Below are 21,616 nucleotides of genomic sequence, written 5' to 3'. Positions count from 1 at the left end.
GTGGGGGTAAATTTATGAAACAAATGAGAAATTCGGGATAATAGCGCTATCTCATGCATATATTGCAAATCCGTAAGGTCGCCTGAATTCGAACAGCTTGCTATCGAATTGTAATAGGCGTATCGCCGCAGCCCGACGAAGCGGCGCGTCGATCGCGCGAAGAATGATAGTTCGGAGGAAATCCCATGGCGTACACCAATCGCAGGACCATCTTGCAGGCAGCTGCTGCGCTCCCAGCTCTGGCTGCAGCGGGGCGTGGTGCGTTGGCTGCGGAGCCAGCTGCCAGTGAGGCGCCGAAGAAAGTCGCATCGGTTGCTCCGCCGCATGTGACGCAGATTCTCGCGCACTACATTGTCAACGCCAAATACGATGACCTTCCGGCAAGTGTCCGTAAGGAAGGCGTGCGGACGCTGTTGAACTGGGTCGGTGTCGCCATTGGCGGTTCGCATCATCAGACGGTGGACATCGCGGCGTCGGCGCTGGCGCCATTCTCCGGTCCGGCGAAGGCCTCGCTGTTCGGGCGCAACGAACGCTTCGACATCATGAACGCCGCTTTCATCAATGGTGTCTCGAGTCACATCTTCGATTATGACGACACCCATCTGAAGACGATCATTCATCCGGCTGGTCCAGTCGCATCTGCGATTCTGGCGATTGCGGAAATGAAGTCGGTGTCCGGCAAGGATTTCCTCAATGCGCTGGTGCTCGGTATCGAGACCGAATGCCGGATCGGCAATGCCGTTTATCCGAACCACTATGACGTCGGCTGGCACATCACGGGCACCGCCGGCGTATTTGGCTCGGCCGCCGCGGCTGGCAAGCTGCTCGGTCTTAACGAACAGCGGATGATCTGGGCGCTGGGGCTCGCGGCCTCGCAGCCTGTCGGCCTGCGGGAGTCCTTCGGTTCGATGAACAAGAGCTTCAATCCTGGCCGTGCTGCCAGCAACGGCATCTTTGCCGCTATCCTTGCGTCAAAGAATTACACCAGCTCCGATGGCATGATCGAGGCCAAGCGCGGCTGGGCCAATGCCATCAGCACCAAGCAGGACTATGCCGAGATCACCGAGGGGCTCGGCAAGCGTTATGAGTCAGCGCTCAACACCTACAAGCCGTTTGCCTGCGGCATCGTCCTGCATCCGCTGATCGACGCGGCGATCCAGCTCAGGAATGAGAACAAGCTGACGCCGGATATGATCAAGCAGGTCGACGTGAAGGTTCATCCGCTGGTGCTCGAGCTTACCGGCAAGAAGACCCCCAGGGAGGGGCTCGAAGGAAAATTCAGCGTCTACCATGCGGTTGCCATCGCCTTTATCGAAGGCGCCGGCGGCGAGAAGCAGTTCAGCGATGGGGCGGTGCGCGACGCGAAGACGATCGAATTGCGCGGCAAAGTCGTTCCGACTGTCGATCAATCGATCAAGCCGGAACAGGTCGAGATGTCCGTCGAGTTGAATGACGGGCGCGTGCTCAAGAAGCGGATCGAGCACGCCATCGGCAGCCTCGAGAAGCCCATGAGCGATACCGATCTCGAACGCAAGTTCAAGGATCTCGCTGAAGGAATCTTGCCGCACAAGCAGGCGGCAAAGGTCATGGAGCTGTGCTGGAAGGTGGAGGGCTTGGCGAGCGCCGGAGATATTGCAAGGGCAGGCGCGCGATCCACTGCCTGACAGCCGTTGCCCGCGATGAAGCATTGAGGCCTTCGCGAGGTGGCCTGAACGTACGTCAATCGTCACGCCGTCAGTATTGTGAGCAGAAACCTCGCCGCATCCCTCCAGGGAGCCTTGCGGCCAACACTCCTTAAAGGATGCCATGTCCCAGCGTCGTACGCCTTCACGCCGTCGCGTTCTCCAGTCTGCCAGTGCTCTCGCCGCATTAACGCTTTCGCCGTCCATCATTCGCAAGGCTGCAGCAGCGGATGCGGATGTCACCGGGCGTCTTGCGCGCTACATGGTCTCGGCGCGCGACAAGGCGCTTCCTGATGTGGTGATGACGGAATGCAAACACCGCATCCTCGATACGTTCGGCGCGATGGTCTCTGGTGCGCGGATGCATCCGGGCAAGATGGCCCTGAAATATGTTCGCGGGCTCGGCGGCGAACAGCAGGTGTCGGTGATCGGATCCAGTTTCCGCACTACCGCCGTCAACGCCGCGCTGGCCAATGCCATGTGCGCGCATGCGGACGAGACCGATGATTTCGAGCCGGTCACCAAGGCGCATCCGGGAAGCGCTGTCGTGCCGTCCGCGCTGGCGATGGCGGAAAAGGAAGGTGGCCGGTCGGGCATCGAATTCATTCGGGCCGTAACGCTCGGATATGATCTCACTTGCCGGCTGCTGATGGCGCTTGGACCGGATCTCGTCCGTGGTTCGCACCGCAGTGCGGAGGGGACCAGCTCCACCTTCGGTTCTCTTGGTGCAGCGGCGTCGCTGGCTCGGCTGGACGAGAAGGGTATGCGTTATGCGATCTCCTATTCCTCGCAGCAGGTGGCTGGTCTGTGGAGCTGGGTGAAGGACGAGGATCACGTCGAGAAGGCTTTCGACTTCGCGGGCATGGGCGCCCGCAACGGCCTGACCGCCGTGACCATGGTTCAGGCCGGTTTGACCGGCGTTCATGACGTCCTCGATGGCACGCATAACCTGTTCATTGCGCTGTCCACGGATCCGAAGCCGGAAGAGATGCTCGCCGGTCTCGGCAGCCGGTTCTACGTCACTGAAACGGCGATCAAGACATTCTCGGTCGGCTATCCGATCCAGTCGCCTCTCGACGCCATCCTGACTCTGCGCAAGCAGAATGGCCTGACACCGGGCAATGTGAAGAGCATCCTTGTCAAGATTCCGACCGATGCGACAGGGATCGTCGGCACCAGCGCGATGCCCGACGTCAACTGCCCGCATCTGGTGGCGGTCGCGCTCGTCAAGGGTGCCGTGTCGTTCGTCGACAGCCATGACCAGGCGCTGATGAAGGATTCCAAGATCCTTGAGCAGCGCGCCAAGGTAACCGTGGTCGGCGACAAGGCTCTGATGGACCCTGCCGCGCCGCGCGGCGCCATCGTCGAAGTGACGATGATGGACGGGAAAAAGGTCGAGCACTTCACCAAGTTCCCGCCCGGCACCAAGGAAAATCCGCTGAGCACCGACGCCGTCAGTGCGAAGACCCGTGACTTGATCGCGCCGGTTCTCGGGGCCGAAAAGGCGAAGAAGCTGATCGATCAGATCAACAATCTGGAGAAGGTCAAGGATATCCGCTCGCTGCGGCCACTGTTCACGGCCTGATACCCGATACGCGAAGCGCTGGGATCAATTTACCCCAGCGCTTCTTCCTTGACGCGGCTCGCCAGCACCTTGTCGATGCGGCGGCCGTCGAGGTCCATGACCTCGAACCGCCAGGCATGCGAGACGATCTCGTCGCCGACCTCGGGAATCTTGCCGAACTCCTGCAACAGAAATCCTGCAAAGGTCTGATAGGGGCGCGACTGCGCGGGCAATTCGATGCCGAGCAGCGCGGCGAATTCCACCGCGGGCATCCAGCCGGAGATGAGGTAGGAGCCGTCCTCGCGTTTGTGGAAGGCGACCTCGGCCGGGCCTTCCTCGGTGTGAAAGGCGCCGACGATCGACTCCAGAATATCCGCTGATGTCACCACGCCCTGGAACACGCCGTATTCGTCATGTACGAGGCCGATATGGAATGGCGAGTCACGCAGGATCGCCACCACGTCGCGCGCATCGACCGTGTCGGGAATGACCGGAGCCTCGCGCACGAGCGCGCGGATGTCCGGCGTCTTGCCGCTCAAATACACATCGAGCAGATCCTTGGCCTGCACGATGCCGATGGCGGAATCGCCGCCGCCATCGAACACCGCAAAGCGCGAATGCGAGCTGCCCGCAAGTTCGGCCTGGATGGTCTCGATGGGATCGGCAAGATCGATCATCGCCACTTCATGGCGCGGTGTCATCACGGCGCCGACGGGCAGGTCACCGAGGCGCATCACGCCTGCGATCATTTCCTTTTCGCCGGGCTCAAGTACGCCGGCGGTTTCCGCTTCGGTCACGAGCGTGCGGATTTCGTCTTCGCTGACCTTCTCTTCGGCTTCACCGCGCTGCCCAAGTAGAAACAGGATCGCCTTGCCGGAACGATCAAGCAGCCATACCAGCGGAAGCGAGATTTTTGCGAGCAGCACCATGGCCGGCGCAACGCGCACGGCCACCGCTTCGGGATCGCGCAGCGCGATCTGCTTCGGCACGAGTTCGCCGATGATGAGCGAGGCGTAAGTAATGATCGATACGACGATGCCGACGCCGAGCGTATCGGCGAGGCCTTTCGATAGACCAAGGTCAAGCAACAATATCGTGAGACGCTGGCCCAGCGTCGCACCGGAGAAGGCGCCTGACAATACGCCGATCAGCGTGATGCCGATCTGCACGGTGGAGAGGAACTTGCCGGGATCGGAGGCCAGCGCCAGAGCGCGGCGAGAGCCTGTCACACCTTTTTCAACCAGAGCGGCGAGGCGGGCAGGACGGGAGGATACGATCGCCAGCTCCGACATTGCGAGCAGGCCGTTGACGACGATCAGGATCGCAACGATCCCGAGTTCGAGAGATAACACGCTTTATCCTTTTGGGTGATGTGCCCTTATTGTAGTCGATCCGCTGCTCCTGCGCCACGGTCGAGCGTGCGGCGCGACACATGGGCTCACACCCCTTGAAACGGAGATAGTTCGGCTGCGCGACAGCACCATCGCATTGATGCACTTGCTGTGACAATCAGAGATGGTATTCTGAAGCCGTCGCGGATTTGTACGCATAGACAATCGATGCGGGGCGGGTGTGCCGATGATGTCCTTTAATGGTCCGCTCCGACAATTTGATCGTAATCACGCTTGTATTTCGCACATATGCTCGAGCGTAATAAGCGGCATCGTTCTGGCTGGACTAATGTCACTGTCTGCCTTGGCTGCCGACAAGTCGCCGCTTAGCCCCGATATCCTAGCTCCGACATCGACGTCCTCCAAGATCTCGGCGATCATTGAGTTCGGTCTCGTGGCTATCGATAGTGCACTGGAACGTAAGATCCCGCGCCGGCTGGCGACGTTCGAAGATGATGGGCGCAGTTGTTGGAACAGGAGAATCCTTGGCCGCGATGTGAACATCGATTGCAGCTATGAGGGAACGATCGATCGCACCGGTCCGATCTCGCTCCGTACGGAGGCTGGCAAGCTGAATGCATCGATGCCGCTGTTCGGAAGTGTCGAAGGGCAGGGCATTGGTCGCTTCGCGCGGCTGCTGCATGGTGAGGGCGAGGGCGCGATGATGGTCTATGCCAGTGCGCGGCCGCGGCTTCGACCGGACTGGTCGGTGTCGCTGGACATGAGCGAAGGCTTCCGCTGGCAGGAGCCGCCGACGTTGCAAATCCTCGGTTTCCGGATCAACTTGTCGAGGTATGTCGAGCCCAAGATCCGCGCGCAGCTGTCGCGCGTGCAGGGCGATGTAGCGAAAAACATTGCTGCGCTGAATATTAAAGCCAAGGCGACATCCGCGTGGCAGCACGCGTTTGCGACGGTGCCGATTGTCGATCAGCCAGCGATCTGGCTGCAGACGACGCCACAGAGTGTCGCTTTCTCGGGCGTGCGCGCCGAAGGCAAGGTGCTGGAAGGCTCGCTCGAGATCGCAGGCACGACCGTTACGGGGATCGGAACGCCGCCACCGGACAATACGCCGACACCGTTGCCGGCTCTGGGCAGCGAGGTCAGCGATCCCGGCCGTTTCGAGATCATCGTGCCAGTCACCATCGACTACGCAGCGATCAAGCAGAAAGTGCAGGACGCTATCGCCGCCAACGCGGGCGGTGGGCCGAACATCAATGGCTTCGACATTTATCCGTCGGCGGGCAAACTCGTGGTCGGCCTGCGCGTCGGTGCGTCGTCCACAGACGCTGCTGGCGAATGGATCTATCTCACCGCGACGCCAAAGGTCGACGATGCGACGCAGATGGTCGCTTTTCCGGATTTGGCATTTCAGGCGGATGCGGCGGCAGCATCATCGGACATCGCCGCGATACTCGGCAATTCGGCCTTTCTGCAACAGCTGCGACAACGCCTCAGCGTCGGCTATCAGGCCGAGCGCGATCGTTTCATCGCATCGGCGAATGCGAAGCTGACGCGGCCGCTCGCCGACGGCTTTCGGAGCGAAGGACAATTGCAGTCGGCAGGTCTCGCGAACTTGCAGCTGCTATCTGACGGACTGCGGATTAACCTGCGCGCCAACGGCCGGCTGAAGTTGCTTTACGGGCTTTGATGCCGCGAAAGCGCGTTCGTTTACAACAAGAATGCTATAAATTTGACGAGGCGCCGATGACAATCCAGCTTCAACCCGCACTTCGAATAATCGCGGCATTGGCGACTGTAGGGTTCTCATTCCTCGCACAAAGCGCCTCGGCGCAAACGCCATTCTATCAGGCCTCCGCGCAGGAACTCACCGGTTCCCCCGGCACGTTGATCCGCTCCGAGCCGATGGCTTTCGCGCCGGTGGGCGCGCAAGCCTGGCGCATCCTGTATCGATCGACCGGTCTCGAAGGCCAGCCGACTGCGGTCTCTGGTGTCGCCGTCATTCCCGCAGGCGAGCCGCCGGCCGATGGACGGCCGATCGTGGCATGGGCTCATCCGACCACAGGCGTCGTCCCGCATTGTGCACCGTCGCTGGCGCTGTTCGTGTTTCAGCAAATGATGGGCCTGCGACCACTGATCGAGCGTGGCGCGGTCGTCGTCGCGACCGATTATCCGGGACTCGGCACTGCCGGACCACACCCTTACCTTGTCGGGACCAGCGAGGGCCGCGCGGTGCTCGATTCCGTGCGCGCGGCGCGGATGTTGCCGGGCTCCGGCGGCGCCCGCAGTTTTGCAGTGTGGAGCCATTCGCAGGGGGGCCACGCCGCGCTCTACACGGGCCTGCTGGCAAAGACCTATGCGCCGGAACTCAACCTGATCGGCGTTGCGGCGGCGGCGCCCGCCACCGACCTGATCACGTTGATGGGCGACGACTTCAAGACATCCGGTGGCAAGAACCTCACCGCGATGACTCTGTGGTCCTGGACGCGTGTCTTCGGGGCGCCGATTGACAAGGTAGTACTTCCGGCCGCTATTCCCACCGTCGACCGGCTAGCGAACGATTGCATCGAGTCGATCTTCGATATCATCGAACGCGGCGCTGCCGAGAAGACCCTTGAGCAGACGTTCCTCTCCGTGTCCAACATCGCCACGATCGACCCGTGGAAGACGTTGGCCGCGCGCAATACGCCGGGTGTTCTGCCAAAGACCATTCCGCTGTTTCTGGCGCAGGGTGCTAATGACGATCTCGTGCAGCCCGCGGTGACAAAAGCTTACTTCCAGCGCCAGTGCAAGGCCGGCAGCCGCGTCACCATGTTGCTGATGCCAAACGTCGGTCATGGCTTTGCCGGCCGCGATGCCGCCAATGACGCCGTTAACTGGATGAGCGAACGCTTTGCTGGCAATGCCGCGCCAAGCGACTGCTGAACGCCAACTCTGCGCAATATGTGATGTCGCTACGCGATGTCACCGTACACGCGTCATCATCGCGACGATGTGACCGCCGCGTGACGTTTGATAAGTCAACTATCCCGTCGGATAGGGCAGATACCTCCGCATCGCACTTGCGGCGGCGCGCCTTGATATTATTTCGCTTGATGTCGAATTGATATAGCGCATGATGCGGCGATATCGGATGTCGCCGCGGGGGTCTGGTTTTGAAGAATTCAATCGGTTTTTCTCGCGTTCTTTCTCGATTATATGACACTGGCAATGCCTTTGCGTCGTGTTTGTCGGTCGTAACGCCTGTTGTGGCTCTTCTCCTGCTCGCCGGCTGCGGCAAGAAGGAAGAGGCCGCTGCACCTCCGCCGCCACCGGTCACGGTCGCCAATCCCACCAAGAAGGTCACGACCGATTGGGATGAATTCACCGGCCGCTTCGATGCGATCGAACAGGTGCAGATACGCGCCCGCGTAACCGGCTTCGTTACCAAGGTTGCTTTCACGGATGGTGCCGTCGTCAAGGCCGGCGATCTGCTGTACGAAATCGATCCGCGCCAGTATCAGGCTGCAGCAGAGCAGGCGCAGGGCCAGCTCGACGATGCCAAGGCCAAGGTCGTGCTGGCGGAGAAGGAGCTGGAGCGCGCTACCACGCTGATCAAGACCCAGGCGATCTCCGAAAATATCGTCGATCAACGCAGCCAGGCAATAGCCGCCGCGCAGGCAGCGACGCTGCAGGCCGAAGGTGCACTGAAGCAAGCGCAACTCAATGTCGAATATACCAAGGTGGTTGCTCCGATCGCCGGCCGCGTCAGCCGTCATCTGGTGACAGTCGGCAACCTGGTGCAAGGCAGCGAGAGTGGCGCGACGCTGCTGACCTCGATCGTGTCGCTGAGCCCGATCTATGTCTATTTCGACACCGACGAAGCCACTTATGTCCGCAACAGCAAGCTGTGGTTTGAGGGCAAGCGGCCGAGTTCGCGCGATACGCCCAATCCCGTGCAGATCACGCTGGTCGGCGAAACCAAGCCGTCGCACGAAGGCAAGATGGATTTCCTCGACAATCGGCTCGATGTCGGCACCGGCACGCTGCGCGGCCGCGCCATTGTCGACAACAAGGACCTCTCCATCCTGCCCGGCCAGTTCGCCCGGGTCCGGGTCATTGCCAGCGGCGAATATGAAGCGCTGTTGATTCCTGATGCTGCGGTCGCCAACGACCAGTCACGCAAGATCGTGATGGTGGTGAAAGCCGATGACACGGTGGAGGCGCGGCCTGTGACACTTGGTCCGCTGGATGGCGGATTGCGGGTGATCAGGGAAGGGCTCAAACCTGACGATCGGGTAATCGTGGACGGAATTCAGCGCGCCCGTGTGGGCGCCAAGGTGGCGCCGAAGATGGCGGCCGCGACGCCCGCACCAGCAGCTGGCACAAAGCCATGAATCTGGGCAGCCTCTCCGTCAACCGGCCCATCCTGGCGATGGTGCTCTCCATCGTGCTGCTGATCGTCGGCGCGCTTGCTTACACGACCTTGCCGGTTGCGGAATATCCGCAGGTGGCGCCGCCGACCGTGGTCGTGACCACGCAATATCCCGGCGCATCGGCACAGACTGTGTCGGATACCGTCGCGACGCCGATCGAGCAGGAAATCAACGGCGTCGAGGACATGCTGTATATCTACAGCCAGGCCACCTCGAACGGCCAGCTCAACATCACCGTGACTTTCAAGCTCGGCACCGATCTGGATAAAGCCCAGGTGCTGGTGCAGAACCGCGTGGCCATCGCGCAGCCGCGGCTGCCGGAGGAGGTCCAGCGCAACGGCGTCGTCACCCGCAAGAACAGTCCCGACCTGATGATGGTCGTGTTCATGCTGTCGCCTAACGACACTTACGACCAGCTCTACATTTCGAATTACGCGCTGCGTCAGGTCCGCGATCCGCTCCTGCGCCTCGATGGCATCGGCGACATTACCATCTTCGGCGCGCGCGATTATTCGATGCGGCTGTGGCTGGATCCTGACAAGATTGCCACGCTGGGCATGACCGCAGGCGACGTGCTGACTGCCATCCGCGCGCAGAATTTGCAAATTGCGGGCGGCCAGGTCGCCGAACCGCCGATTGCAGATCGCGCGTTTCAGCCCAACCTGACCTTCACCGGTCGTCTGAAGGAGCCGAGGCAGTTCGAGGACATCGTGCTGAAAGCCGGCGACGATGGCCGTCTGGTGCGTCTCCGTGATGTCGCGCGCGTCGAGATAGGCGCGCTGTCGTCGACCACCAACGGCTTCCTGTTGCGCAAGGAAGCGGTGGCCATGCTGGTCTATCAGCGTCCGGGTTCCAACGCGCTGGCGACCGCGAAGAACATCGAAGAGGAGATGAAGAAGCTCAAGGCCGATTTCCCGAAGGGGCTGGACTACAATATCGGCTACAACCCGACCGAATTCATCGCCCAGTCGGTCTCGGAGCTGATCAAGACCATTTATGAAGCCATGGTGCTCGTGGTCATCGTCGTGCTGGTGTTCCTGCAGGGCTGGCGACCGGCGATCATTCCCATCATCGCTATTCCGGTGTCGCTGGTCGGCACATTCGCCGTGATGGCCGCGCTGGGCTTCTCGATCAACAACCTTACTCTGTTCGGGCTTGTGCTCGCGGTCGGCATTGTCGTCGACGACGCCATCGTGGTGGTGGAGAATGTCGAGCGCCATCTCGGCGACGGCATGAGCCGGCGCGACGCGGCGCTGCTGACCATGGACGAGGTCGGCGGCGCGCTGATCTCGATCGCGCTGGTGCTGTGCGCGGTGTTCGTGCCCACGGCATTTCTCGGCGGCATCTCCGGACAGTTCTTCCAGCAATTCGCCATCACGATCGCGGTCGCAACGGCGATCTCATGCTTCTGTTCGCTGACTCTGTCGCCGGCGCTGGCGTCGCTGATCCTGCAGCCGCATCACGAGAAGAAGCCGCCGGCGAGCTGGAATTTTCTGGCACGGGGATGGGCGGCGTTCACCGGCGTGTTCAATCGCGGTTTTGACCGCCTGTCGCATGCCTATGGCGGCCTCGCGGGCTTTGTCATTAAGCATTCGGCGCTGATGCTGATCCTGTATGTCGCCCTGATCGGCTCTGCCGGCTGGCTGCTTTATGCCACGCCGCAGGGCTTCATTCCGGCGCAGGACCGTGGCTATGTCATCGTGGTCGCGCAATTGCCCGGTGCCTCGTCGCTGGCGCGCACGACGGCGATCGTCAAGCAGATCGAAGGCATCGTGCTGGATACGCCCGGTGTCGCGCGCATGCCGGCGCTGGCCGGCCTGTCCGGTGCGACCTTCACCCAGGCCGGCAATGCGGCCGCCATGTTCCCCGTGTTCGAGAATCCCGAGGAGCGCGCCAAGAAGGGGCTGAGCGCGGGAGCCATTACGGCTGAATTGCGCAAGCGCCTCTCGGTGATCGAAGGCGCTTTCATCATCGTGCTGCCGCCACCCGCGGTGCCAGGCATCGGCACCGGCGGTGGTTTTGCCATGCGGATCGAGGATCGTCAGGGCAGGGGGGCGCAACTGCTGGCTGCAGCGACCGATGAGCTCGTCAATGCCGCGCGCCGGGCGCCGGGCCTGACGTCGGTGTTCTCGCCGTTCTCCGCCAACACGCCGCAGGTGTTCGTCGATATCGACCGCCAGAAGGCGCAGATGCTGGGCGTGCCCATGCAGAACGTGACCGAGGCGATCGAGACCTATTTCGGCTCAACCTATGTCAACGATTTCAACATTCTCGGCCGCACCTATCACGTCACCGCGCAGGCGGATTATCCGTTCCGCAAGGAAACGGCGGATCTGGCGCGGCTGCAGACCCGCAACAGCGCGGGCAATATGGTGATGCTGGGCAGTGTCGTGAATTTCAGCGACACGGCAGGTCCGGACCGCGTCGCGCGTTACAATCTGTATCCCTCCTCGGAACTGCAGGGCGACACGCTGCCGGGCACCAGCTCGGCCACAGCACTGGCGACCATGAAGAAGCTCGCGGACGACACGCTGCCGAGCGGCTTTGCCTTCGAATGGACCGATCTGTCCTATCAGCAGTCCACCGGCGCGAATGCGGGTCTCTATATTTTCCCGATCTGCGTGCTGTTCGTGTTCCTGGTGCTGGCCGCGCAATATGGCAGCTGGACATTGCCGTTCACGATCATCCTGATCGTGCCGATGTGCCTGCTCGCGGCCACCATCGGCGTACGCATCATGGGGCAGGACATCAACATCCTCACCCAGATAGGTTTCGTCGTACTCGTCGGCTTGGCCGCAAAAAATGCGATCCTGATCGTCGAGTTTGCCCGCGACATCGAGCAGGAAGGCCGCGATCAGCTCGAAGCTGTGATCGAAGCCTGCCGTTTGCGTATCCGCCCGATCCTGATGACGTCCTTTGCTTTCATTCTCGGCGTGCTACCACTTGTGATCTCGTCGGGCTCAGGCTCGGAGATGCGGCAGGCTGTTGGTGTCGCGGTATTCTTCGGCATGATCGGCGTCACGATCTTCGGCCTTGTTTTCACGCCGGTCTTCTACATCCTGATCCGGCGCCTGTTCCCCGGCTCTGTCGAGATCCACGCCAAGGAGCAAGGCGCGCATGGTTAAAGCGCCGCAGGATGGGTTTCGCAAAGGCTCAACCCATCCTACAAGTGTCTCATGGAAACTGCCGCACGCATTGAACTGATGAGTTGGCTGGTCGGCGAGGGTCTGACCGGCCTTCCGGAAAACGACCTGATCCGCGGCTTCTGCGAGCGCTGCCGTGCCGGCGGCATCGATGTATCCCGTGGCCTCGTCTTCATTGACACGCTGCATCCGATCTTCGAGGGCCGTGGCTTCCGCTGGAACGACACGGCCAGCAACGAGAGCGACGTGTTCGAATACGGCTCGACCGAGATCGGCGAGGCCGCCGCGAACTGGCGACGATCGGTGTTCTTCCACATGCTGGAAGAGGGGCACGACGAATTGCGGCTCGATCTGCATGCGCCCGGGATCGCCGACCGCTTCTCCATGGTCAGCAGCTTGCAGGAAGGCGGTCACCGCCACGGCGCCGTGTTCCTGCACAAGTTCGGCGAGGCTGGCTCGATGGGGCAGATGGATTGCCTCTATTCGTACTGGGCCACGCGCCATGAAGACGGGTTCGACGAGCGCCAGATGTCAGCGTTGCGCGAACTGGTGCCGATGCTCGGTCTCGCCATCAAGTCGGGAGCCCAGATGGAGATCGCGCGCACGCTTGGCCGCGTCTATCTCGGCCGCGATGCCGCCGAACAGGTTCTGCGCGGCAAGATCGCGCGAGGCGTCACCGAGCGTATCAATGCGGTGTTGTGGTTTTCCGACTTGCGCAACTCCACGGGGATCAGCGAGGCGATTGGACCGGACGAGATCATCCCGTTCCTCAATGACTATGCCGAAGCCTCGATCGCTGCGATCCATGATGTCGGCGGCGACGTGCTCAAACTTATCGGCGACGGCATTCTGGCGATGTTCACCGGCGACGACATGGTGAAGGCGAAGCGCAACGCCTTGCGCGCCGAACATCAGTTCCGCAAGAATATCGCCAAGCTGAATGCGAAACGACTAGCGGCGAACCGGCCGGTCACGACGGCCTATGTCGGTCTGCATGAGGGTGAGGTATTCTACGGCAATATCGGCAGCGACGAGCGGCTCGATTTCACCGTGGTTGGTCCCTCGGTCAATGAGGTGAGCCGCATCGCTTCCATGTGCTCGTCGGTCGATCGGCCGCTGCTGACCTCGTCCGCGTTCCAGGCCGGGCTCGACGCAGCTGGCCGCAAATATCTGGTCTCCACGGGCCGCTACGCCTTGCGTGGCATCGGCCGTGCGCAGGATCTCTACGCGCTGGATCCCGAGATCGATAGCGACGAGGTCGTGCGCGGTGGCTATGAGCGCTATCTGGCGCGTTAGCGGACCGCTGTGGTTTGCTGGCGCATCGTGTAGAGCACGATAGCGATCAGGCAGGCTGCGCCGAGGACGATGCCGAGTGCCAATGCGGCCTGCGGCACGATTGTGGCCGACAGGGATACGCCGATCGCAGCCCCCATCATCTGCCAGAATCCGAGCAGTGCCGAGGCGGCGCCGGCATGGGTGCCGAATGGCGACAGCGCCTGAGCTGTGCCGAGCGGATTGACCACGCCCATGCCCAGCAGGAACACGCAGGTCGCGGCGATGAAGGTGACGACGTTGCCGTGGAAATAGGCGGTCGCGAGCACCGCGATGCTGCCGATGAACGCGATCAGCAATCCATAGCGAATAGCCCGATCCAGCCCCAAGCGGGGAGCGAGGCGGGCGGCCAGCATGCCGGAGCCGAACACGACCAGCACGGTGCCCGCAAAGAACAACCCGAGCGCAATCGGTGTGAAGCCGTAGCCCTCAATGAGAACGCGAGGTGCTGCGGAGAAGATCGAGAACAGTCCACCCATGATCAGGCCCACTGTGGCGGCTGGGATCAGGAAATGGCGGTTCACCGAGAGCTTGAGATAGGTTGTACTGACGGCGAGCGGATTGAGCGGGATGCGCGTCGTGTTGTGGGTTTCGCCGAGCACCAGGACATAGCTGAGAGCCGACAACACAGCGAAGGCGCCGACGAATACAAATTCTGAACGCCATCCGAAAAAATAATCGAGTCCGCCACCGAGCAGCGGGGAGAAGCCGGGGGCTGCTGCCTGCGCGATCATCACCAAGGTGAGTGCGCGTGCCAGCGCTGCGCCGCTGAACAGGTCGCGGGCGATGGCGCGCGAGAGAACCGAGGTCGAACAGGCGCCCGCGGCCTGGATGGCGCGGCCGATCAGCAGCGAAGGAAGATCAGTCGAGACGCCACACCAGATGCTGCCGATAATGAAGACAGCGAAACCGGCCAGCACCGGCATGCGGCGCCCGTAACGGTCGGAGATCGGCCCGACCAGCAATTGCCCAAGCGCGAAGACCAGCAGAAACACCGTGATCGATGCCGTGACTGCGGGCGTCGTCACCTGCAACGATACCGCCATCTGTGGCAGCGATGGCAGCAGAATGTTGGTCGCCAGGGTGCCCATCGAGGCCAGCCCCGCGAGGACCGCGATCTGCAATGCTGTGGAGGATGCTTCCTGCGGCGGGGTATCTGCCATGGCGTCTGCCGTGCGGTCGGTCATATGATGGTCCTCATTTTATAAATGATGTACATCATATAAAGGGGGCTGCAAAGAGCAGGGCAGTCATGCGGTATTCCGGGAGGACGGGTGCCACCGCCGTGTTCCCGGCGGTGATTGGGGCTACTGGATCAGTTGCCGTACAGGTAATTCGGCAGCCACAGCGTCAGGCCGGGCCAGATATACATCAGCACCATGCAGATGATGACGATGAGCATATAGGGCATCATGCCGGAGAAGATCTGGTTCAGCGTCACATGCGATGGCGCGACGCCTTTCAGATAGAAGGCGGACATCGCGACCGGCGGCGACAGGAAGGCGGCCTGCAGGTTGACGAAGACGAGCACGCCCCACAGGATCGGGTCGATGCCGAAATGCTTCAGCATCGGCAGGAAGATCGGCACGAAGATCACGATGATCTCGGTCCATTCCAGCGGCCAGCCGAGAATGAAGATGATCGCCTGCGACAGGATCATGAACTGGACCGGCGTCAGGTTCAGCGACAGTACCCAGCTCTCCAGCAGCGCCTGTCCGCCGAGAATGGCGAACACCGCGGAGAACAGCGCCGATCCGACGAACAGCCAGCACACCATGGATGTGGTCTTGGCGGTCAGGAACACGGCTTCCTTGGTGCGCTTCCAGTCCAGCGTGCGCGCCTGGAAGGCGAGCAGGAACGCGCCGGCGGCGCCGACGGCGGCGGACTCCGTTGCCGTCGTGATGCCGAGCAGGATCACGGCCAGCACGATGGCAGTCAGGATGCCGAGCGGCATCACGGACGATGTCAGCAGCCGCAGCACCTCGAACTGGGCGGCGCCCATGGTCCAGTAATAATAGAACAGCATCAGTGCGATGATGGCCGCCGTGAAGGCGAAGTAGGTATAGAATTCCGGCGGCGGTCCGGCATCGACCGGCGCATTCGTCGGACTGTTTTGCAGATCGGCATTGCCCATCTGCTGGAGTACTTCCGGTTCACTCTCTTTTGCAGAGCCGGACTGGGCGGCGCCGAGCTCCTCCAGTTTTTCTTCTTCAGGTGTGGCGGTGCTGGCGTCGCCGGACTGAACCCGCTCGGTGATCGCGGCGGGTGCGGGGGCGTCGGGCTGCGGATGGATGACGACATACCACCACGCGGCCGATAGCGTGGTCAGCGCCAGGATCAGTGGCACCAATGCAAAACCGAGATTCTTCAGGATCGTCGCATAGGTGATCCGTGCGCCGTCCATGGTTAGCGCCATCGCGCGCGACGGTGCCACGGCTGCCGTCAGCAAAGCCGGCAGCATCTTGTGCGAATATGCTTGCTGCAGATCGGCGATCCACGGCCGGACAGGCACGCGTGTTTCGCTCTCGGGCAGATTCGGCGCGATCTTCGGGTTAATGAGCGCCCAGCCGATGATGTAGACGAGATAGAGGAAGGCCAGAAAGAAGCCCGGAAACATCGCAGCGGCATAGAGCTTCACGACAGACTGTCCGGCGACGGCGGCATAGACGATGATCATCACCGATGGCGGGATCAGGATGCCCAACGTGCCGCCGGCCGTGATCACGCCGGACGCCAGCTTGACGTCATAGCCGGCTTTCAGCATCGGGTTGAAGGCGATCACGCCCATTAGCACCACGACGGCGCCGACCAGACCCGACGCGATGCCCCAGAAGGTACAGACAATCAGGGTCGCGACTGCCAGCGAGGCCGGGACGCGGCGGAAGGCGAGCTGGATCGAATAGAACATTTTGTCGACCAGCGCGCCGCGTTCCATCACATAGCCCATCAACACGAAGAGCGGGATGGAGATCAGGACGTCGTTGGTCATGGCGCCATAGGTGCGCTGGACCATCAGATCGAAGATGTGGTTGTCGGCCCAGGATTCGCCTGCGCGGTAATAGGCGAAGAAGCCGAAAAACATGCCGAGGCCCATCAGCGTGAAGGCCGTGGGGAAGCCCAGCATGATTACGACGACGATGAGGACGAGCATCAGGAGGCCGAGTGCAGGATCGCTCATTTTTGCGTCTCCCCGCCCATGCCGCGCTGTCGTGCGCTCTCCTCGATCTCCTGCGCCTGGGCGATGGCATTCCTGCGCACGTCGTCATCGACGTGTTCGCTATGTGCGAGCTGTTCTTCGACGACATCGATCTCGGACACATCCTTGAGCCGGCCCGGCCACACGCCCGTCTTCAGGCAAATCGCGGCGCGGGTGATTTCGGCGATGCCTTGCAGCAGCAACAATGCGCCGGCCAGCGGGATCATCGCCTTGAAATGATAGACGGGCGGTCCGTCCGCGGTGACGTTGGAATGCTCGCGGATGCGCCAGCTGTCGCCCGCATAGTCCCAGCCCGCATAGACCAGCGCGGCAATGCCGGGCAGGAAGAACACGATGTAGAGAACGAGATCGAGCGAGGCCTGCGTACGCGGCCGCATCGAGCTGTATAGAAAGTCGCCACGGACATGACCGTTCTGCGCCAGCGTATAGGCGCCGCACAGCATGAATAGCGTGCCATAGAGCATGTTCGACGCGTCGAAGATCCATGCCGTCGGCATGTTCAGCATATAGCGCTTGAACACTTCGGCGCAGACGAGGCCCATCAATCCCAAAATGAGCCAGGCCGCGGCCTTGCCGGCGAATGTACTAATACCGTCGATAGATTGCAGGAAACGCTCGGCAGTCATGTCATTCAGGCCACTGATGCAGGAAACGTCGATGTAGATTTCGTCCGGCGCGGATGTATTGCAAGCGGCAACAGCAAAGCATCATCCGGGAAAGGGTCGTCCCGGATGATGCGAGATACGTATGCCGCGAGACGTCAGGTCTTCTTCTTCGCGTTCGGGCCGAAGTAATGGTTATAGGCCATGCGGCGATTCACGACCGTATCCTGCTCCCACTGTGTGGCGCGCTTGGCGAAGGCCTGCTGGGACTCGGAGATTTCTTTGAAGAGGGGATTTTCGGCCGACTTCTTGGCGACGACCTCGTCATAGACTTCGAGCTGCTTCTGCAGAATCGAGTCCGGCGTCTTGTAGAACTTGACCTTGTCCTTGCTCTGCATCTCCGCATAATCCTGCGAATAGCGGTCGATGGCCTTCCAGGACATTTCCTGCCCGGCCGCATCGGCGGCGCCCGCGATGATCGCCCGCAGCTTCTCGGGCAGGGCGTCATATTTGGTCTTGTTGAACAGGATTTCGAACTGCTCGGCGTTCTGGTGATAGCTTTGCAGCATGCAGGTCTTGGATACGTCGGGGAATCCAAGGATGCGGTCCGACGAAGCGTTGTTGAACTCGGCCGCATCGAGCAGGCCGCGATCCATCGCCGAGACGATTTCGCCGCCGGGCAATGCGTTCACTGCTGCACCAAGGCCGGTAAACACGTCGATGGAGATGCCGACGGTGCGGAATTTCACACCCTTGAGATCATCGGCCTTGGTCACCGGCTTTTTGAACCAGCCGAGTGGCTGGGTCGGCATCGGCCCGTAGGGAAGTGACACGACATTGGCACCGATCGACGCGTAGAGCTTGGCCAGAAGCTCCTTGCCGCCGCCAAATTTGTGCCAGGCCAGCAGCATGTTGGCGTCCATCGCATAGGCCGGGCCGGAGCCCCACAGGGCCAGCGCGGTCTGCTTGCCGTAGTGATAGACCATCACGCCGTGGCCGCCGTCGAGCGTGCCTTTGGAGACCGCATCGAGCAGGCCGAAGGCCGGGACTACGGCGCCAGCCGGAAGCACCTCGATCTTCAGGTCGCCACCGGTCATGTCGTTGACCTTCTTGGCGTAGTCGAGCGCGTATTCGTGGAAGATATCCTTGGCCGGCCAGGTGCTCTGCCAGCGCATGCTGATCGGGCCCTGCGCCTGGGCGATTGCCGGTGCGACGACGCTTGCAGCGGCACCGGCGGTGGCGACCTTCAGAAAACGGCGCCGAGACGGAGTCCTGTCCTTGGATGAAGCCATTGTGTTCTCCCCGAATGGTCGTCCTTTTGCGGACTGACCTTGTTGATTGGTGACAAGACAAAGGCTTGCTTGCAGCTTTGGCAAGAAAGTTCGCTTTGCTGCGACGCTTCGACGCGGCGCAACTACACTAACTATCCGTGCTGCGGTGCGGGGAGATTATGAGCGAGTGCGAACTACAGATGAACTACACCAAGCCTGTTAGACTTTCGTCGGAACGTATCCGGTCACATCGCCGACCATGTCCGGCTGCCGTTCCAGTGTAACCGCCGGAGAGGTCAGGATCACCACGGCCTGCCAGGCGAAACCCGCGACGGCGAGGTAGAGGCACGCCTCCGCGTGATAGAGCCCGCCGACAACGGCCGCGATCCCGGTTCCGATCGGACGGGCGCCGTAACTCAGGATGTTGATCGCGGAGACGCGTCCGAGCAGGCTCGGCGGCGTTACCGACTGTCGCAACGTCGCGGTGGAGATCACCCACAGGATCGGACCGACGCCGAGCAGGAAGAAGCTCAGGCCCGCCAAAGCCGGCGAGGGGATCCATGTGGTCAGTGCCATCACAACGGAGGCAACGAAGCCGGTGACGGGGCCAAGCGCGATCACGGTGCCGAACGGCAACCGTCTCATCACACGTGTTGCCAGCAGTGCGCCGATCACCATGCCGACGCCATACATCGCGAGTGTCACGCCGACGCCGGAGGCGGAGAGGCCGAGACGGCGAACCGCGTAAGGCACGAACACTGCCAGCACCATGAAGGATGCGGCGCTGAAGATGAACTGTGTGATGAAGACCGGTCGCAAATACTGGTGATAACAGACGAAGGACAGACCTTCGGCGATGTCCTGCACCGGATTGCGTCGCTGTACCGTCGTGCGCGTAGGCTCGTGGATGCCCGATAGCAAGGCGACAGCGATGATCGACAGCGCTGCGGCAAAGCCGAAGGCAGGCGCGGCGCCAGTGAAGCCGACAAGCGCGCCGCCGATGGCAGGACCGCTCGCAAAGGCGACGGTGCGCGCGAGTTCGATCCGTGCATTCGCCGCGCCGAGCAATTGCGGCACGACCAGCGATGGTACGAGCGACGGCGCGGCGACGCTGTAGACCACGGTGCCGCACACCGCGACGAAGCCGAGCAAAGCGAGCAGCGTCATCGTCATCGCGCCGAACCAGATCAGCCCCAGCGTCAGCAACAGCGCGATCGCACGCAGCGCCTCAGCTCCGGCCATCAGCGTGCGGCGCGACATCCGGTCGGCGAGCAGACCGGCGGGAATGGCGAACAGCACGAAGGGCAGGGTCAGCGCGGTCTGCAGCAATCCGGTCTGGCCTTCACCGACGCCGAGCGACAGCACCGCGACGATGGGCGCGGCCGCCAGCGCGATCTGCTCGGCCGACTGCGCCGCGAGGTTCGACCAAGCGAGGCGGTTGAAGGTGTCAGGCAGTCGATCAATGGGGGAGTGGGACATGGCGATTCCTGTCTGTGACAGCCACCATGGGGTCCGAACGAGCACGCAACCACCCGATTACTGAGCGCACGCCGTGACAGGCAGCGCCCACCAACCGGCTAGATGCAGTTGCAAATGAGTTGCAACAAGGGAGAGTTTGCTCTATGCAGCTCTGATGGATGCACTTTCGCCGAAAACCTCGCCCGATTCGTCAACGTCTCCAATCCCCGGCAGCGTTCCAGACGCGGCGGGCTGGCGCTCCGGCCTTGGCGGGGATTTCCGCCGCAGCCTCTCGGAGGTCAATTCGTCGATCCCGGTTCCGATCGGCGGCCACTGGTTTCGGCGGCTGCTGGCATTCGCCGGACCGGGTTACATGGTCTCGGTCGGCTATATGGACCCCGGCAACTGGGCGACCGATCTCGCAGGTGGCTCGAAATTCGGCTACACGCTGCTCTCGGTGATCCTGCTGTCGAACGTGATGGCGATCCTGCTGCAGGCACTGGCCGCGCGTCTGGGCATCGTCACCGACCGCGACCTGGCGCAGGCCTGCCGCGACAGCTTTTCCCGGCCGGTCAACATCATGCTGTGGCTGGCCTGCGAGACGGCGATCATCGCCTGCGATCTGGCGGAAGTGATCGGTACCGCGATTGCGCTGCAGCTGCTGTTCGGCATTCCGCTGATCGGGGGCGCGCTCATCACTGCGCTGGATGCCTTTCTGCTGCTGTTGCTGATGAACAAGGGTTTCCGTTTTCTGGAAGCTTTCGTGATCGCGCTGCTCATCGTCATCGCGGTCTGTTTCACGGTTCAGATTGTCGCTGCGGCGCCGCCCGTGGCTGCAGTGCTGAGCGGCTTCCTGCCGTCCACCGCGATCGTGACCAATCCCGAAATGCTCTACATTGCGATCGGCATCATCGGCGCAACCGTGATGCCGCATAACCTCTATCTGCATTCGTCGATCGTGCAGACCCGTGCCTATCCGCGCACCGATGAGGGCCGCCGCGACGCGATCAAGTGGGCGACGACGGACAGCACCATCGCGCTGATGCTGGCGCTGTTCATCAACGCGGCGATCCTCATTGTCGCCGCCGCGACGTTCCATACGTCAGGCCATGCTGATGTGGCCGAGATCGGTCAGGCTTACGAGCTGTTGTCGCCGTTGCTCGGTCTTGGCATCGCATCGACGCTTTTCGCGATCGCACTGCTGGCATCCGGCCTCAACTCGACGGTAACGGCAACGCTGGCCGGCCAGATCGTGATGGAGGGCTTTCTCCGGCTGCGTCTGCCGAACTGGGCGCGCCGGCTCCTGACTCGCGGCATCGCTATTGTCCCGGTCGTGGTCGTCACCGCGCTCTATGGCGAACGCGGCACCGGACAACTCCTCGTCTTCAGTCAGGTCATCCTGTCGATGCAATTGCCATTTGCAGTCATCCCGCTGGTGCGGTTTGTCTCGGATCGGCGAAAGATGGGTGACTTCGTAATTTCGCGGTCGGTCGCCACGGTGGCATGGATCATCGCTGGCATCATCGTGATCCTGAACTGCAAATTGCTTTACGACACCTTGCTCGGCTGAAGCCTTGAAATTT

At 61.7% G+C, this 21,616-nt stretch carries 14 protein-coding genes; 8 read left to right on the top strand and 6 right to left on the bottom strand.

What is annotated here, in order from left to right:
- Nucleotides 1-185: 185 nt before the first annotated feature.
- Complete coding sequence (locus AB7783_RS10595; protein ID WP_441277592.1) at nucleotides 186-1,664, top strand: MmgE/PrpD family protein; 1,479 nt, start codon at nucleotides 186-188, stop codon at nucleotides 1,662-1,664.
- Nucleotides 1,665-1,806: 142 nt separating this feature from the next.
- Entirely contained in the window at nucleotides 1,807-3,267 is a 1,461-nt protein-coding gene (locus AB7783_RS10590; protein WP_441277591.1) for an MmgE/PrpD family protein, read from the top strand.
- A gap of 29 nt (nucleotides 3,268-3,296) precedes the next feature.
- On the opposite strand, the gene AB7783_RS10585 is transcribed toward AB7783_RS10590, so the two are convergent.
- The gene (locus tag AB7783_RS10585) at nucleotides 3,297-4,598 is read right to left on the bottom strand and encodes a hemolysin family protein (RefSeq protein ID WP_441277590.1); all 1,302 of its coding nucleotides are present in this window, start codon (nucleotides 4,596-4,598) and stop codon (nucleotides 3,297-3,299) included.
- Nucleotides 4,599-4,926: 328 nt separating this feature from the next.
- Between AB7783_RS10585 and AB7783_RS10580 the strand changes: the two genes are divergently transcribed.
- The 5 genes from AB7783_RS10580 (at nucleotide 4,927) to AB7783_RS10560 (ending at nucleotide 13,449) form a co-directional block, all read left to right on the top strand.
- Entirely contained in the window at nucleotides 4,927-6,285 is a 1,359-nt protein-coding gene (locus AB7783_RS10580; protein WP_441277589.1) for a DUF4403 family protein, read from the top strand.
- A gap of 56 nt (nucleotides 6,286-6,341) precedes the next feature.
- Nucleotides 6,342-7,520, top strand: coding sequence for an alpha/beta fold hydrolase (locus tag AB7783_RS10575; protein WP_441277588.1), 1,179 nt, complete (start codon nucleotides 6,342-6,344; stop codon nucleotides 7,518-7,520).
- A gap of 323 nt (nucleotides 7,521-7,843) precedes the next feature.
- Complete coding sequence (locus AB7783_RS10570) at nucleotides 7,844-8,971, top strand: efflux RND transporter periplasmic adaptor subunit (protein WP_244528462.1); 1,128 nt, start codon at nucleotides 7,844-7,846, stop codon at nucleotides 8,969-8,971.
- Nucleotides 8,968-12,135: an efflux RND transporter permease subunit gene (locus tag AB7783_RS10565; protein WP_441277587.1), complete on the top strand. Its 3,168-nt coding sequence runs from the start codon at nucleotides 8,968-8,970 to the stop codon at nucleotides 12,133-12,135. The genes AB7783_RS10570 and AB7783_RS10565 overlap by 4 nt, the downstream gene beginning before the upstream one ends.
- Nucleotides 12,136-12,186: 51 nt before the next feature.
- Nucleotides 12,187-13,449, top strand: a complete 1,263-nt coding sequence (locus AB7783_RS10560; protein WP_441277586.1) for an adenylate/guanylate cyclase domain-containing protein — start codon at nucleotides 12,187-12,189, stop codon at nucleotides 13,447-13,449.
- Here the strand turns inward: AB7783_RS10560 and AB7783_RS10555 are convergent.
- The 5 genes from AB7783_RS10555 to AB7783_RS10535 all read right to left on the bottom strand — a co-directional run bounded on the left by AB7783_RS10555 (nucleotide 13,446) and on the right by AB7783_RS10535 (nucleotide 20,054).
- Nucleotides 13,446-14,672, bottom strand: coding sequence for a multidrug effflux MFS transporter (locus tag AB7783_RS10555; RefSeq protein WP_441277585.1), 1,227 nt, complete (start codon nucleotides 14,670-14,672; stop codon nucleotides 13,446-13,448). The genes AB7783_RS10560 and AB7783_RS10555 overlap by 4 nt on opposite strands.
- 128 nt (nucleotides 14,673-14,800) lie before the next feature.
- Entirely contained in the window at nucleotides 14,801-16,663 is a 1,863-nt protein-coding gene (locus tag AB7783_RS10550; RefSeq protein WP_441277584.1) for a TRAP transporter large permease, read from the bottom strand.
- Complete coding sequence (locus tag AB7783_RS10545) at nucleotides 16,660-17,328, bottom strand: TRAP transporter small permease subunit (protein WP_441277583.1); 669 nt, start codon at nucleotides 17,326-17,328, stop codon at nucleotides 16,660-16,662. Before AB7783_RS10545 ends, AB7783_RS10550 begins: the two co-directional genes overlap by 4 nt.
- 134 nt (nucleotides 17,329-17,462) lie before the next feature.
- Entirely contained in the window at nucleotides 17,463-18,596 is a 1,134-nt protein-coding gene (locus AB7783_RS10540) for a TRAP transporter substrate-binding protein (protein WP_441277582.1), read from the bottom strand.
- A gap of 198 nt (nucleotides 18,597-18,794) precedes the next feature.
- A complete protein-coding gene (locus AB7783_RS10535; RefSeq protein ID WP_441277581.1) occupies nucleotides 18,795-20,054 on the bottom strand; it encodes an MFS transporter in 1,260 nt (419 codons plus the stop codon).
- Nucleotides 20,055-20,208: 154 nt separating this feature from the next.
- Between AB7783_RS10535 and AB7783_RS10530 the strand changes: the two genes are divergently transcribed.
- Nucleotides 20,209-21,603: an Nramp family divalent metal transporter gene (locus AB7783_RS10530; RefSeq protein ID WP_441277580.1), complete on the top strand. Its 1,395-nt coding sequence runs from the start codon at nucleotides 20,209-20,211 to the stop codon at nucleotides 21,601-21,603.
- Nucleotides 21,604-21,616 lie beyond the last annotated feature (13 nt).

This window comes from Tardiphaga sp. 172_B4_N1_3 (assembly GCF_052076035.1).
GTDB classification, from domain to species: Bacteria; Pseudomonadota; Alphaproteobacteria; order Rhizobiales; family Xanthobacteraceae; genus Tardiphaga; species Tardiphaga robiniae.
The sequence above is the reverse complement of the archived record's forward strand: the minus strand, read 5'-3'. Positions and strand labels throughout refer to the sequence as shown.

Coding starts and splice junctions, on each gene's coding strand:
- AB7783_RS10595 (WP_441277592.1), top strand. CDS start 186: ATGGCGTACACCAATCGCAGGACCATCTTGCAGGCAGCTGCTGCGCTC.
- AB7783_RS10565 (WP_441277587.1), top strand. CDS start 8,968: ATGAATCTGGGCAGCCTCTCCGTCAACCGGCCCATCCTGGCGATGGTG.
- AB7783_RS10530 (WP_441277580.1), top strand. CDS start 20,209: ATGGATGCACTTTCGCCGAAAACCTCGCCCGATTCGTCAACGTCTCCA.
- AB7783_RS10560 (WP_441277586.1), top strand. CDS start 12,187: ATGGAAACTGCCGCACGCATTGAACTGATGAGTTGGCTGGTCGGCGAG.
- AB7783_RS10545 (WP_441277583.1), bottom strand. CDS start 17,328: ATGACTGCCGAGCGTTTCCTGCAATCTATCGACGGTATTAGTACATTC.
- AB7783_RS10535 (WP_441277581.1), bottom strand. CDS start 20,054: ATGTCCCACTCCCCCATTGATCGACTGCCTGACACCTTCAACCGCCTC.
- AB7783_RS10540 (WP_441277582.1), bottom strand. CDS start 18,596: ATGGCTTCATCCAAGGACAGGACTCCGTCTCGGCGCCGTTTTCTGAAG.
- AB7783_RS10575 (WP_441277588.1), top strand. CDS start 6,342: ATGACAATCCAGCTTCAACCCGCACTTCGAATAATCGCGGCATTGGCG.
- AB7783_RS10580 (WP_441277589.1), top strand. CDS start 4,927: ATGTCACTGTCTGCCTTGGCTGCCGACAAGTCGCCGCTTAGCCCCGAT.
- AB7783_RS10590 (WP_441277591.1), top strand. CDS start 1,807: ATGTCCCAGCGTCGTACGCCTTCACGCCGTCGCGTTCTCCAGTCTGCC.
- AB7783_RS10550 (WP_441277584.1), bottom strand. CDS start 16,663: ATGAGCGATCCTGCACTCGGCCTCCTGATGCTCGTCCTCATCGTCGTC.
- AB7783_RS10555 (WP_441277585.1), bottom strand. CDS start 14,672: ATGACCGACCGCACGGCAGACGCCATGGCAGATACCCCGCCGCAGGAA.